The following is a 12,523-nucleotide window of genomic DNA, read 5'->3' as shown; positions in this document are numbered from 1 at the left end:
GCAGGAGGAAGCAGAATGGCGCACTATATTCGCAGACGGCTGATCACCGCGGTCCCCGTCTTTTTTGGTATTACCCTTGTTGTTTTTTTCTTTATGAATCTGGCCCCAGGCTCGGTCACCGACCTGATGGGGGAGGGGGCTTCCAGTGCAGAGGAACAGGCCGCGCTGAAAGCCGCCCTTGGACTGGACAAGCCCCTGCTGGCCCGTTATGTACTGTGGCTGGCGGGGCTTTTCCGCGGGGATTTGGGAGAGTCCTACCATCTGGGGCAGAGCGTATCCCACCTGATCGGGCAGCGCATTGGGCCATCACTGCTTCTCACAGGGACCGGAGTGGCGGTGGCGGTGGCGGTGGCCATTCCGTTGGGGATCCTGTCGGCCTGGAAGCCGCGTTCCCATTGGGACCGCCTTTCCAATCTCTTCACCGTGGCAGGGTCCGCCGTCCCGGGCTTTTTCCTGGCACTGGTGTCGATCTACCTTTTTGCTGTAAAGCTCAGATGGCTGCCGGCCTCCGGTATGTACGCCTCCGGCTCCTCCGGCCCACTTGCGGATTTGCTGCGACACCTGCTGTTGCCGGCGGGCGTTGTCGGGCTGAGCAATGTGGGAGGCATCCTGAAACAGACCCGCAGCGCCTGCCTGGAGGTCCTGGGAGAGGATTATGTTACCACCGCCAGGGCTAAGGGGCTGAAGGAAGCGGCGGTGGTGCTCCGCCACGGATTTCGAACGGCGCTCATTCCCGTCCTCACCACCGTTCTCACCCATATCCCCCACATCATTGGAGGTTCCGTGGTAGTGGAGCGGGTCTTCGGCTGGCCCGGAATGGGAAGTCTGATGTTCTCCGCCATCAGCGGCCGGGACTATAATGTGATCATGGGCGTCACCGTGGTCATTGCGCTGGCGGTGCTGTGTACCAATCTGTTGCTGGATTTGGTGTATGGTATGGTAGACCCGAGGGTGCGCTATGAGGGAATTTAAACGCGCGCTGGGGCGCCTGTGCCGGGACCGGCGCTCCGTTGCAGCGCTGTGCATTTTGGGAGCGGAGGTCCTGTGCGTTCTTTTACTGCCGCCCCTGCTGGGTCTGGAGCCCAACTTGACGGACCGCGCCGCCGGTTTCTGGGCGCCCCCTTCCGCGGAACATTGGCTGGGGACCGACGACGTGGGGCGGGATGTCTTCGCAAGGCTTCTTTACGGCGGGCGCGTTTCCCTGCTGGTGGGCTTCTCCGCCGCCGCTATCAGTATGGCGGTGGGGGTGCCTTTGGGGCTCTTGGCGGGCTACCGCAGAGGGAAATGCGAGTTCTGGATCATGCGCTGCGCCGATGTGTTCCAATCCTTTCCCAGCATTGTACTGATCCTGTGTCTGGTGACGCTCGTAGGGCCGTCCGTGTGCAATATCATTCTGGTCATTGGACTTTTGGGATGGACTTCCATCGCCCGGCTGGTGTATGGGAACGCGCTGGCGATCCGGGAAAAGGAGTATATCATCGCGGTACAGGCACTGGGGGCCAGGAGCCGTACCATCATGTTCCGGAACGTGCTGCCCAATGCGGTGGCCCCGGTCTGGGCGGCCCTGGCCCAACGGGTGGGGAGGGCGATCCTCTCCGAGTCCAGCCTGAGCTTTTTGGGCGTGGGTATCCGTCCACCCCAGGCCAGTTGGGGAAATCTGATGCAGCACGCATCCAATCTGGCGGTCCTCACCGGAAGGCCCTGGGTCTGGCTCCCGCCAGGGCTGTTCATCGTCTTGACTGTCATTTGCCTTCAACTGGTAGGGGACGGCCTGCGGGATGCACTGGACCCCAAGTTTATTACTACAAACAGGCCGTGTGCGGATTGATCTGCACACGGCTTTTTGCAGGATTAAAAGTATATTTGCAACAAAAAACATGGATAAACCCAAGAAAATATTGTTGATACGAACAAAATTTGGCGATATAATGAATGTGTCATAGAGTGCATCTCCTCAATGCAGGCCAACCCTGGAAAGCCTCAACACAGCTTTGGAATTAGTATGCGGACAAGAAACGATAGGGAGAGGATAATATGTCAAGAAAAAGAATGTTCAAGATCGTAATATCCTGCGTACTCATATGTTCCTTCTTATTCTGATTCTGAAGTTTTGCAAGGCGATATATTCGTTGAACCGTATGCAGAAACAAACGCCGATTATTTTCACATTGGGATCGATACTTCCGTAGACAGGGACCTTGAGGAGCTGTTGGCCTGTACAGATATTTCTCTGGATGGCAACGGATGAACGGCGTCTGTCCATCTGGAACAGAATGCAGGTTTGACGCCAGGCGAAGTAAAAAGTCTTTTTGGCCAGATCACATATGCAGAAGCGAATACGGTAGAGCTTGACCCCGTGTATGAGCTTCAGGCAGAAATCGTGCAGATATATTAAGATTCGTCCAGAGCTCCAAATGATCCAGGATGGGTTTGGATACACATATGAAGAAATCGACAGCGCCATTTTTTATCATGGAAATATCGGAACGCTCCAAAAGTCATTAAAGGGATTCATAACCGCACAAAAATATTGCAGCCTGAAACCGGGAGAAAAGTCTGACATTCTAGACCTGATATTCGGAGGGTATACCAATAGTCAGGCTTTCGCGGCATATGTAATCGAGCGGTATTTTGAACAGGTCGGTACATCAGCTTATTCGTGACAAGCAAACCGAGATTACGGAAGGACGCGAACGTGCAGAGAAGGTGTTTGTTGAAGACGGTCAGGAGGAGGAACGGAAAGCACTTGCGGCGCTGATGGGCATCCCCTATATCACACTGGATACATTTTTGGAGGATTCTATCGAAAACATCGAATCGCTGAAAACTGCGTATACACAGGCGCGCAGCAATTTTACAGAAATACAAACGAACCAAAAGCGCTTTCTGCCAATGCTGCGCAGGAGACAGAGAGAGGGTACACGCCGGAAGAAATATGTGATCAGATTCGCGTTATTATAGCTATACGACTTACTAAGAGTCAGGGGACAAACAGTATCGTCTATGGATACGATGGCTTTAACCGGCAGACCTCCGCTACTGTGAACGGGGTGAGCACCAGCTACACCTATGGTCCCGACGGACTGCGTACCGGGAAGGGATCAGTCTCTTATGTGTGGAGCGGCGGGGAGCTTGTACTGGAGGGAAATACCCGGTATTTCTATGGCCTGGATTTGATCGCAGAATTAACTGATTATGAATTTGATGAGGTATATTATTTTCATGATGCGCACGGAAATGTAGTCACGACGTCACACCGGGCGATCAATTATACCGCTAATTCTGCACTGGAAGAGGAGGATCAGGGGGCGGTACAGCGGAAACCCGACCCAAGCGAATTTGAGTACATATTTAGCGGTCAGGAGTGGTATGACGCATTTGGCGTGAGGGACTCCAGCATCGTAAAGAGCGGTTTTGGCTATTGCGGAGAATATCTGGACAGGGAAACTCAAAATTACTACCTCAGGGCTAGATATTATGACCCGACAATAGGTCGCTTCCTTGCAGAGGATACGCATTGGAATCCCACAAACAGAATCTATGGGGATAATCCGGTCGAGATGTCCTCCGGACCTATACCCGATGTAACCGCAGTCATGCAAAGCGGGAATCTGTATGCATACTGTGCGAATAACCCGGTAATGTATGTCGATAGGGATGGGGAGATAGGAGTACTTGCAACAATTGCTATTGGAGCAGGAATAGGAGCATTGGTAAGCGGAGGGCTTCAAATATTTAAAAATATCAAAAGTGGTGAAACTTGGACAAAGGGACTGGGGAAAGCGCTTCTTGCGGGAGGTGTTAGCGGAGCAATTTCTGTAATTCCAATTCCAGGTGTTAATGCGTGGGTAGTTGTCACGGTGACTGGTGCGGCTGGGAACTTAACTGGACAAATGATTGCTGGAGAAGTAAAGTCAGCTAAAGATGTGGTATCTGCATTGGGAGCTGGGGCGGCGGCCGGAATTATAGGTAAAGGTTCAGCAGATTTGCTGTCTAAAGAGTTTCAACTTTATTTTCAAACATTAACCAGAGCCCAACAAAAAAATATTTTGAATAATATTGGACATATAACCAATAGAGAATTAACACAAATCAGGCAAGCATTTAAGCAAGGTATTAGTAGTACGGAATTAGATGAGCTATTGACACTCCCCACGGCTAAAGCCGGGGGATTCTCGGTTCGCTGACCGCAGCCTGCACCATGCGAGGTCTTACATGGTCTCCCCGAGCGTATCGGTTCGGGCGTGTCCCGCCCTACCATATATTCTATCTACGCCAGCAGGCGCAGACCTTCGTTGAGGATGTTCTTCGCGGCGTTGATGTCCCGGCCGTGGACTGTACCGCAAACCGGGCAAAACCACTCCCGCACAGAAAGGTCTTTCGTTCCGGGCCACTGAGCACCACATACAGAGCAAAGCTGGCTGGACGGAAAGAAGCGGTCTATCGTGACCACCTGTTTTCCATACCACTTTGACTTGTATTCCAACTGCCGCCGGAACTCACCCCACGATGCATCTGAGATGGACTTGGCCAGCCTGTGGTTCTTGACCATGTTCTTGGGTGCCAAGTCCTCAATGCAGATCAGATCGTACTGGCGCATAAGGTCAGTGGACAACTTGTGGAGCATATCCTGTCGCTGGTTGGCGACGTGCTCATGCAGTCTTGCCAACTGAAGCCTTGCTTTCTCCCGGCGGTTGCTCCCCTTTGTTTTTCGGGAGAGCTGCCGCTGGAGCCGGGCTAGCTTTTTCTCGGATTTTGCAAGATGCTTGTGGTTGGGATGCTCCACGCCATCTGAAGTGACAGCGAAAGACTTGATACCCATATCGAGACCCACAGCGGCCCCGGTGGAGGGCAGTGGTTTTATTTCCACATCCGTACAGCACAGGGCAACAAAATACTTGCCGCTGGGATTGCGGGATATCGTGGCGGAGAGAATGCGGCCCTTGACCTCTCTTGAAATACGGCACTTCACTTTGCCCAGTTTTGGCAACTGTACGGCATGATCCAGAACTTTGATGTTCGTCCCTACGCATTTGCTCTTGTAGCTCTGCCGGTGGTTGTGTTTGCTCTTGAACCTGGGGTATCCGGGCTTCTCCCCTTGCTTCATACGTCGGAAGAAGTTCTGATAGGCGGTATCCAGGTCTTGCAGGGCTGCTTGCAGAGATGTAGAATCCACTTCTTTCAGCCATGGCAATTCTTGTTTGAGTGCCGTGAGACTTTTGTCCTGCTGGAATCGTGTGGGGGCCTTTCCGTTTTCCCTATACTGTTCATGCCGCTGGGCAAGAAAGTGGTTGAACACATAGCGGCAACAACCAAAATTCCGAGCCATTTGTTCCTGCTGCGTTGCTGTTGGGTACAAGCGGAATTTATAGCTGTATTCCATCTTCCCACCTCACACATTCTTCTGATTCTCTATGTACTGCTTAATCACCGACAATGGCGCACCACCCACAGTAGATACAAAGTACGAGTTTGTCCATAGTGTTGGAAGCCGTGAGCGGAGCCAGCCAAATTCCTGCCGCAGCACCCGAGAAGTACGGCCCTTAATCTGTTTGACAGCCTTATGAACACCGAATTGCGGATCTACTTCCATGAGCAAATGTACGTGGTCCGGCATGATCTCCATCTCAATGACATCGATATGGTACTCATTGCAGATTTCCTCTATGAGTTCCTTTAAGCGCACATCGACACCATTGACCAAGACCTTACGGCGATATTTTGGACACCAGACCACATGATATTTACAGGAGTACACCACATTATGATTACTTTTATATTCCATGACTACATTATACCATTCAACGGTATCTAATGCAAGCCGCGCAAAATCTCTTTGCGGGGGAGCAAGGTGTGGCTTATATCCCCATGCCTAAAGGCAGGGGCTTTACGCCACGATTGGTAAGTAGGTATGGGTATGATGTTATCATAAGCGCATTTGTATCATCTACCACAGCGACTGCGATACAATGAGGTGGAGCATGTATTGGAAAAAATTGGGTCCACATATAGAGGAATTTATTGTTTTCTTAACTATTGTAATAGGATTAAATCTCTTTTTTCTATGTACAGACGCAATTAGAATTAACTGGTCCACAACGGTGGTTTTATTTGTAATTTTGTTGAGTATTTGGCTCATTGGATATGTTTTTACCTTTATTGTATTCGACATATTGGTTGTTGTAGATTTAATAACGAAAAATTACATTACAGAATCGGCCCGTTTTTTGGAGCAATATATTTTTAGGTCAACTTCGTATTTGGATAAATGTGTATACGAAAAGAGAAATATTAAAAATGTTAGAATATATCAGTACAAAGTTGTTGCAAAAACTAGAAGTGGAATTAAAATATTTACTTCAGTTGAATATTTTGAACTAAAGTCAAATGAGACTTATGAATTTGTCTATGGTAAAAAATCGAAAGCACTGGTAGAAGTCAAAAAATTATCTGCTGGATGCGGAAATTCTTAAAATTGTAGAAATAAGGGACGGGCAACACCCTCGGCCCGTCCCTTATCACTCTTGCTGCTATTTAGATGGTGAAAGCATAGCACTAACTGGTATTATTGTAGGTGCAATAATAGGCGGAGTAATCAATGCGGGAGTTAACGTATGGCGACAAATAAGTGATGGAGTTTCTTTCCAAAATCTTAATTGGGCAAGTGTTGGAGTATCGTTTTCAGCAGGTGCAGTTTCAGGAGGTATTGCTGGATCTCCGATTGGACTATTAGGGCAAGTGGGATTTAATGCCGTGATTAGTGGTGTAGAATCGGCGTTACAGGATAAACTTTATGGACGCGATATTAATTGGAAACAAGTTGGGATTAGTGCAGGAATTGGTGGACTTGCTGGTTTTGTTGGTGGAGAAGGTGCTTCTGCTCCAGTAAAAACAGTATATGGAAAAATAGTTGGTGCTGGAGGTGTTAACACTTCGGTTGTATATCTAACATACTCTTCAAGAGCAACGGCCGAAGCCGCAGCTAAATCATTAAGCAAAGGGATGACTAAAGGATCATTAACGCAAATAATTGTTACAGATAATGTGGTTAAATTCATATATGTGGAGTGATTAAGATGAGTGATCCTTTTTATTTCTTTTCCTACTTTATAGCAATGTGCATTAGTGTTCGGTATATAGCGGATAATAGAAGCTATATTGGCGTGAAAATCTCAGACAAATGTAGATACTTGCTGCTCATATTTTCATTTAAGGAAATTAGGATTAGTGTTATTGCCATCGTAGCTCAGATATACTTGTACATAATGTTAGTACTCTTTATTTTATCAAAAGTAGCGCCGCCAGAAACTATAGCCATGATTTCCAATGATCCCAACAGTCTGTTATCGAAGCTAGTATTGATTCATATTGCTGTGATACAGCCTGTTGGTATGCTTGAGTCGAGCATATGTGAATGGCAATTTAAACGACGCAGATAGTTTGCATCATTAGTACGGTGGGTGCGGGAATACAACGAACATAGATAGATTTACTGCCTTGGCATAGCCGCCGGAATCATTGTGATTCCGGCGGCTATGCCATTTAGTGAGGGAAATTTTTCTCCGGCTGTCATAGACATGGACAACCCCACATAGAATGGAGCATCACACAGAAGAAGGGAGCTGGAAAAGGTGCGGGCTCCGGAAGAGGCATATGCGGTCGAGCGGTTTGAACAGGCGGCGGCGCTGCTACCGCATGAACTCAGAGAAGGGGTGCAGAGGCTTTCGACAGCAGAGAAGGCCAGAGCAGAAGAGTTTCGGCTTCGGGCGGGCAGACCGCCGATGGTTGCAGATCCGACGGGGGAACGGACGGTACCGGGCTGCGGTCAATGCCCGATCACCGCCGCCGATCTGACGGGAGTACTGGAGGTTGCCAGTCAGGCGTCGACACATACGGTATTGGACCGGGTAAAAAGCGGCTTTGTTACTGTCCGGGGCGGATATCGGGTGGGTCTATGTGGAAGTGCGGTGATGAAGGATGGAGAAGTATGCAATGTAAAACAGATCTCTTCGCTTGCCATCCGGATCGCCCGGGAGGTCCCGGGGGCGGGAGCTGAGGTCTTGCCGCAGTTGTGGGAGGCAGGCACCCTGCAGAGTACGCTCCTTCTCTCGCCGCCCGGCGGAGGGAAGACGACTCTCCTGCGGGATTTGATTCGCCGCATTTCCGACGGTGTTGGAGGGCCGCCCCTTCGAGTGGGGGTGGTCGACGAGCGTGGGGAGCTTGCCGCCATGTATAACGGCGTCCCAATGACACAAGTGGGGATAAGAACGGATGTGATGGACGGGTGCCCCAAGGCGGCAGGTCTGATGATGCTGCTGCGCGGGATGAACCCTCAGGTCCTGGCGGCGGATGAGATCACGGCGCCGGAGGATGTGGAGGCGCTGGAGCAGGCAGCCGGCTGTGGAGTCGCCCTCTTGTGCAGCGCGCACGGGGGGACGCCGGACGACCTGCGGCGGCGTCCTCTGTACCGCCGGCTTCTGGCAGGCGGTATCTTTCGCCAGGCGGTTCTCATCGAGCTGCGCGGGGGCAGGCGGAACTACCGAGTAGTGCCGCTGGAGGAGGGGTTGAGATGATCCGGTGGATTGGAGCGCTCCTCCTGATGGCGGGCGCGGCAGGTCTGGGCTTAGGCGCGGCGGCACAGCTTCGGACAAGAGTGGCCAGTCTGCGCTCCCTGGTGGGGGCCCTGGGTCAACTGGAGAGGGAGCTTACGTTTCGCCTTACGCCGATGCCGGAGCTGATGGAGCGGCTGGCACGGCAGTCACAGGGGCCGGCGGCCTATCTGTTCGCACACTGCAGGGACCACCTCTGGGAGCTGGGCGAAAAGAGCTTTGGCCAGCTATGGAGAGAGGCGCTGGACGGCGAACCTGACCTCCTACTGGACGAACGGGAAAGTCAGATCCTGCTCGAGTTGGGCGAAGTATTGGGGAGATATGACGTGGAAGGACAGAGCGGGGCCCTGCGGAATTCGGTGCTGGAGCTGGGGCGATGTCTCGCCGGGGCGGAAGAAGAGCAGCGGAGGCTGGGAAGGGTCTACACCACGCTGGGACTGGGCTCCGGGGCCATGCTGGTTATTCTGTTGTTATGACTGATATCAATGCGGGGATGTGGAGAAGGCATGAACGTAGACCTCATATTCAAAATTGCGGCGATCGGGATACTGGTGTCGGTGCTCAACCAGGTGCTCACTCGGTCCGGGCGGGACGAGCAGGCCACCATGACCACACTGGCGGGTCTTGTGGTGGTTCTCATGATGGTGGTCCAGGAGATCAGCGATCTCTTCAACCTGGTAAAGAACCTGTTTGGGCTGTAGTCTATGCCGGATATGGTAAAGATCGCGGCCATTGCGGTGGCCGCCGCACTGTGCGCAGTGGTGGTCAAAAAGAATGTGGCCGAGCTGGGGATGGTGCTGGCGCTGTGCGCCGGAGCGATCATCCTGAGCTGCTCGCTGGGAGCGCTGGAGGGAGTCAAGGAGCTGATGGACACCCTGGCGGATACGGCGGGACTCTCGCCTGCGGTATTGGCGCCCGTTGTCAAAACAGTAGGGATCGCAGTGCTGACCAGAGTCTCGGCAGAGCTCTGCCGGGACGCGAAAGAGGGGGGGATTGCCGCGTTCGTAGAGACGGCGGGCGCGGCGGCGGCGCTGCTTGTGTCTCTTCCTCTATTGAAGACGGTGTTGAGTATGGTGACAGGGCTCCTATAGCGGCGTCCGGCCGGAGGGAAGAGGGGCGACGGATGACGGGAATACATAGGAAAATTAAAAAAATTCTGATGCTGATCCTTTTCACCTGCCTTTTTGTTCTTCCGGCGGCGGCATCCTCATCTGAGGACGTATTGGACGAGCAGTCCAAGGTGCTGGGGCTGGACAAACTGGCAGAGGCGGCGGGCGAGTACAGCCCCGGAGATACTGTGACTGGGGTGGATCTGGATGCCGGGCTTCAGGATTTGTTGGATACCGGCAGCGACCAATTGGCGGGTGTCCTCCGCAAGGCGGTGCGGAGCGGTGTGCTGCTTTTGACCGTGGTGCTCTTGTGTTCTCTCGCGCAGGGAACGTGCGAGGCCATTGGAGATCCCGGGGGACTTCAGGTAGTTCCGCTGGTGGAGGCGCTGGCCATCACGGCCATTTCCGTCGCAGATGTCCATTCCCTGATTGGAATGGGGAGAGAGGCGCTGGACAATATGACCGCTTTTTCCAAGATACTGCTGCCTACCATGGCGGTGGCCACGGCTGCCAGCGGGGCGCCCGGCGGGGCGGCGGCCAGACAGATGGCTACCATGCTCTTCTCCACGGTGCTGATGAGCCTGATCACCAAGCTGCTCCTACCCCTTGTGTATGGGTATATTGCCGCTTGTGTGGCCCATGCGGCGGTGGGGAACGAGGGGCTCAAGCGCATTGCCGGGGTGCTCAAGTGGACGGTCACCTCGATCCTTACAGTATTGCTGTTGGTATTTGTGGGCTATCTCACAGTCAGCGGGGTCATTGCAGGGACGGCGGATGCAGTGGCGGTCAAGGCGGCCAAATTTACGGTCTCAAGCATGGTGCCTGTGGTGGGCGGTATCCTTTCCGACGCGGCGGAGACCGTTCTGGCCGGCGCAGGAATTTTGAAAAATGCGGTGGGGGTGTTCGGCATGCTGGTGATTCTCTCCATGTGTGTGGTCCCTTTCCTGCAACTGGGGATACATTACCTGGCCTATAAGCTGACCGCCGCCCTGGCGGCCACGGTGGCGGATGGGAGGACCTCCGGACTGATCGACGGTCTTGGCGGTGCATTCGGACTCATCCTGGGTATGACGGGAGCTTCCGCAATGCTGCTCTTGGTATCCATGGTATCGGCAGTGTCTATGGTGACGCCATGATGGAATTGTTGCGGCAGTGGCTGGTTGGGATCACCTGCGCAGCTATGATCGTGGCGCTGGCGGACAGTCTTACACCGTCTGGTACCGTGAGGAAGATCGGGAGGATGGCGGGAGGCTTATTGCTCCTGGTTGCTGTGGTCCAGCCGGTCCTGCATGTGGATTTCAGCGTTCTGGCAGCGTCCGCCGTCCAGATAGAGCTGGAGAGTACGCAGAATGAGCTGGAAAAAACTGATTTGGAACTGATGAAAACCATCATAGGAGAGAAGACGGGCGCATATATTCTGGACAAGGCGGAAGCACTGGGGGTCCCCTGCAAGAGGGTGACCGTAACATGCACAGTAGGAGAGGACGGCGTGCCCTATCCCTCCGCAGTGTCCATCACGGGAGCGCCTGGCGGGGAGGAGAGACGCCTCCTGGCACGTATCATAGAGGCGGACTTGGCGATTCCCGAGGAATGTCAAACTTACGAAAGCGGGGATGGAGCATCATGAGGGGAACGGATATGGCCGCCAAGGGCGGCAGGCGGCTGATGGAGCTGCTGGAAAAATATAAATTCGTGCTGCTGGTCCTGCTGGCTGGTATTCTCCTGCTCCTGCTACCCACCTTTGAAGGGGGAGATGGAACAGGAGGCTCAGGAAGAACTGATCCTCCGTCGGAGTTGGCCTTCGACCTGGAGGGTCTGGAAAAAAAACTGTCCGATACACTCTCGGAAGTAGAGGGAGCGGGAGAGGTCTCAGTGGTCCTTACTGTGAAGGCCAGCACGCGCCAAGTGCTGGCCCAGGACATCACCTCCTCTCAAAAGGAAGGGGCGGTGGATGAGGGGAGGACCACCGTAGTGGTCTCCAAGGGTTCCGGCAGGGAGGAGGCTGTGCCGCTTCAGCAGATATATCCGCAGTTTCAAGGCGCTCTGGTGGTCTGCCCCGGGGGAAGCGACCCGGAGGTACGGCTCAAGCTAGTGGAGGCGGTCTCTGCCCTGACCGGCCTGGGAAGCGATAAAATTTCAATTTGTAAAGGAAAGTAAGGAGGAGACTTGAGATGAAACTTTGGAAGCGGAACGCGGTGGTGGCCGCCATCGTGCTGTTTGTGTGTGTGGCGGTATATCTCAACTGGTCCTACAGCCAGGATGGAGCCGGAGAGACCGCGGATACGGGGAAGGTGTTGGGAGAGGCGGCCCTGGTGGGCGGCAAAGCCACGGATCCGCTGCTCAAGGGAGAGAACGCATCATCACCCGCGCCTTCCGAGAGTCCTGCGGCGGGAGAAGAGGGACAGAGCAACTCCAGCGGCTATTTTGCCAGTGCGCGTTTGAACCGTCAGCAGGCCAGGGACAGCGCCCTCTCTCTCCTCCAGGAGGCCGCAGCCGACGAGAAGGCGGATCAAGCCTCGGTAGACCAGGCCAACGTTACGATCCAGGCGATGGCCACCTATACACTGGCCGAAGCCAATATTGAAAATTTGGTCACGGCAAAGGGATACAGCGACTGTGTGGCGTTTCTCAACGATAACAGCATCAGCGTGGTGGTGTCCAACAACGGAACGCCGCTCGCCGACGCAGACACGGCAAAAATCAGCGAGATCGTGATGGAGGAGACAGGGCTCAAAGCAAGTCAAATCAAAATCATCGAGGCGAGCTGAATGAAAGGGGCGGACCGGCGCGGCACAAGGTGTGCGC

At 53.4% G+C, this 12,523-nt stretch carries 16 protein-coding genes; 14 read left to right on the top strand and 2 right to left on the bottom strand.

From position 1 onward, the window contains the following. Window positions 1–15: 15 nt before the first annotated feature. The 4 genes from ABUA09_RS01375 to ABUA09_RS01360 all read left to right on the top strand — a co-directional run bounded on the left by ABUA09_RS01375 (window position 16) and on the right by ABUA09_RS01360 (window position 4,187). Window positions 16–972 (top strand): ABC transporter permease, encoded by a 957-nt coding sequence (locus tag ABUA09_RS01375; protein WP_349949025.1) that lies wholly within the window; start codon window positions 16–18, stop codon window positions 970–972. Continuing rightward, on the top strand, window positions 959–1,828 hold the full coding sequence (locus ABUA09_RS01370; protein ID WP_349949024.1) for an ABC transporter permease: 870 nt from the start codon (window positions 959–961) through the stop codon (window positions 1,826–1,828). Before ABUA09_RS01375 ends, ABUA09_RS01370 begins: the two co-directional genes overlap by 14 nt. Window positions 1,829–2,631: 803 nt before the next feature. Beyond that, window positions 2,632–2,961 carry a hypothetical protein gene (locus ABUA09_RS01365; RefSeq protein WP_349949023.1) on the top strand — a complete coding sequence of 110 codons (330 nt, stop codon included), beginning with the start codon at window positions 2,632–2,634 and terminating at the stop codon, window positions 2,959–2,961. Between the two features lie 89 nt (window positions 2,962–3,050). Further along, complete coding sequence (locus ABUA09_RS01360) at window positions 3,051–4,187, top strand: RHS repeat-associated core domain-containing protein (RefSeq protein WP_279204830.1); 1,137 nt, start codon at window positions 3,051–3,053, stop codon at window positions 4,185–4,187. Between the two features lie 83 nt (window positions 4,188–4,270). Here ABUA09_RS01360 and tnpB read toward each other — a convergent pair whose 3' ends face one another. Further along, window positions 4,271–5,383: an IS200/IS605 family element RNA-guided endonuclease TnpB gene (tnpB, locus tag ABUA09_RS01355; protein ID WP_058116759.1), complete on the bottom strand. Its 1,113-nt coding sequence runs from the start codon at window positions 5,381–5,383 to the stop codon at window positions 4,271–4,273. Between the two features lie 9 nt (window positions 5,384–5,392). Beyond that, window positions 5,393–5,785, bottom strand: coding sequence for an IS200/IS605 family transposase (gene tnpA, locus ABUA09_RS01350; RefSeq protein WP_082635958.1), 393 nt, complete (start codon window positions 5,783–5,785; stop codon window positions 5,393–5,395). A gap of 196 nt (window positions 5,786–5,981) precedes the next feature. Between tnpA and ABUA09_RS01345 the strand changes: the two genes are divergently transcribed. The 10 genes from ABUA09_RS01345 to ABUA09_RS01300 all read left to right on the top strand — a co-directional run bounded on the left by ABUA09_RS01345 (window position 5,982) and on the right by ABUA09_RS01300 (window position 12,486). Beyond that, window positions 5,982–6,473 (top strand): hypothetical protein, encoded by a 492-nt coding sequence (locus ABUA09_RS01345; protein WP_279204834.1) that lies wholly within the window; start codon window positions 5,982–5,984, stop codon window positions 6,471–6,473. Window positions 6,474–6,753: 280 nt separating this feature from the next. Further along, window positions 6,754–7,071, top strand: coding sequence for a hypothetical protein (locus ABUA09_RS01340; RefSeq protein ID WP_147586126.1), 318 nt, complete (start codon window positions 6,754–6,756; stop codon window positions 7,069–7,071). Window positions 7,072–7,631: 560 nt separating this feature from the next. After that, window positions 7,632–8,573, top strand: a complete 942-nt coding sequence (locus ABUA09_RS01335) for an AAA ATPase domain-containing protein (RefSeq protein WP_279204836.1) — start codon at window positions 7,632–7,634, stop codon at window positions 8,571–8,573. Next, window positions 8,570–9,085: a stage III sporulation protein AB gene (spoIIIAB, locus tag ABUA09_RS01330; protein ID WP_075703895.1), complete on the top strand. Its 516-nt coding sequence runs from the start codon at window positions 8,570–8,572 to the stop codon at window positions 9,083–9,085. Before ABUA09_RS01335 ends, spoIIIAB begins: the two co-directional genes overlap by 4 nt. 30 nt (window positions 9,086–9,115) lie before the next feature. Then, the gene (spoIIIAC, locus tag ABUA09_RS01325; RefSeq protein ID WP_033116648.1) at window positions 9,116–9,310 is read left to right on the top strand and encodes a stage III sporulation protein AC; all 195 of its coding nucleotides are present in this window, start codon (window positions 9,116–9,118) and stop codon (window positions 9,308–9,310) included. Window positions 9,311–9,313: 3 nt separating this feature from the next. Continuing rightward, window positions 9,314–9,700, top strand: coding sequence for a SpoIIIAC/SpoIIIAD family protein (locus ABUA09_RS01320; RefSeq protein ID WP_075703894.1), 387 nt, complete (start codon window positions 9,314–9,316; stop codon window positions 9,698–9,700). Window positions 9,701–9,732: 32 nt separating this feature from the next. Continuing rightward, entirely contained in the window at window positions 9,733–10,854 is a 1,122-nt protein-coding gene (locus tag ABUA09_RS01315; protein WP_083630885.1) for a stage III sporulation protein AE, read from the top strand. Next, the gene (locus ABUA09_RS01310; protein WP_075703893.1) at window positions 10,851–11,345 is read left to right on the top strand and encodes a stage III sporulation protein AF; all 495 of its coding nucleotides are present in this window, start codon (window positions 10,851–10,853) and stop codon (window positions 11,343–11,345) included. The genes ABUA09_RS01315 and ABUA09_RS01310 overlap by 4 nt, the downstream gene beginning before the upstream one ends. After that, a complete protein-coding gene (locus tag ABUA09_RS01305; protein WP_242943923.1) occupies window positions 11,342–11,875 on the top strand; it encodes a SpoIIIAG-related protein in 534 nt (177 codons plus the stop codon). Before ABUA09_RS01310 ends, ABUA09_RS01305 begins: the two co-directional genes overlap by 4 nt. A 14-nt stretch (window positions 11,876–11,889) precedes the next feature. After that, the gene (locus ABUA09_RS01300) at window positions 11,890–12,486 is read left to right on the top strand and encodes a SpoIIIAH-like family protein (RefSeq protein ID WP_075703891.1); all 597 of its coding nucleotides are present in this window, start codon (window positions 11,890–11,892) and stop codon (window positions 12,484–12,486) included. The last annotated feature ends 37 nt before the right edge of the window (window positions 12,487–12,523 follow it).

Source organism: Intestinimonas sp. RTP31139st1_F5_RTP31139_211217 (assembly GCF_040226735.1).
GTDB classification, from domain to species: domain Bacteria; phylum Bacillota; class Clostridia; order Oscillospirales; family Oscillospiraceae; genus Intestinimonas; species Intestinimonas butyriciproducens.
Note: the sequence above shows the minus strand (reverse complement) of the source record. Positions and strands in the feature narration are given on the sequence as shown.

Excerpts from the sequence above, each read along its gene's own strand:
- ABUA09_RS01320 (WP_075703894.1), top strand. The coding sequence starts at position 9,314 with ATGCCGGATATGGTAAAGATCGCGGCCATTGCGGTGGCCGCCGCACTG.
- ABUA09_RS01375 (WP_349949025.1), top strand. The coding sequence starts at position 16 with ATGGCGCACTATATTCGCAGACGGCTGATCACCGCGGTCCCCGTCTTT.
- ABUA09_RS01315 (WP_083630885.1), top strand. The coding sequence starts at position 9,733 with ATGACGGGAATACATAGGAAAATTAAAAAAATTCTGATGCTGATCCTT.
- ABUA09_RS01345 (WP_279204834.1), top strand. The coding sequence starts at position 5,982 with ATGTATTGGAAAAAATTGGGTCCACATATAGAGGAATTTATTGTTTTC.
- ABUA09_RS01300 (WP_075703891.1), top strand. The coding sequence starts at position 11,890 with ATGAAACTTTGGAAGCGGAACGCGGTGGTGGCCGCCATCGTGCTGTTT.
- ABUA09_RS01310 (WP_075703893.1), top strand. The coding sequence starts at position 10,851 with ATGATGGAATTGTTGCGGCAGTGGCTGGTTGGGATCACCTGCGCAGCT.
- spoIIIAC (WP_033116648.1), top strand. The coding sequence starts at position 9,116 with ATGAACGTAGACCTCATATTCAAAATTGCGGCGATCGGGATACTGGTG.
- spoIIIAB (WP_075703895.1), top strand. The coding sequence starts at position 8,570 with ATGATCCGGTGGATTGGAGCGCTCCTCCTGATGGCGGGCGCGGCAGGT.
- tnpA (WP_082635958.1), bottom strand. The coding sequence starts at position 5,785 with ATGGAATATAAAAGTAATCATAATGTGGTGTACTCCTGTAAATATCAT.
- tnpB (WP_058116759.1), bottom strand. The coding sequence starts at position 5,383 with ATGGAATACAGCTATAAATTCCGCTTGTACCCAACAGCAACGCAGCAG.
- ABUA09_RS01370 (WP_349949024.1), top strand. The coding sequence starts at position 959 with ATGAGGGAATTTAAACGCGCGCTGGGGCGCCTGTGCCGGGACCGGCGC.
- ABUA09_RS01305 (WP_242943923.1), top strand. The coding sequence starts at position 11,342 with ATGAGGGGAACGGATATGGCCGCCAAGGGCGGCAGGCGGCTGATGGAG.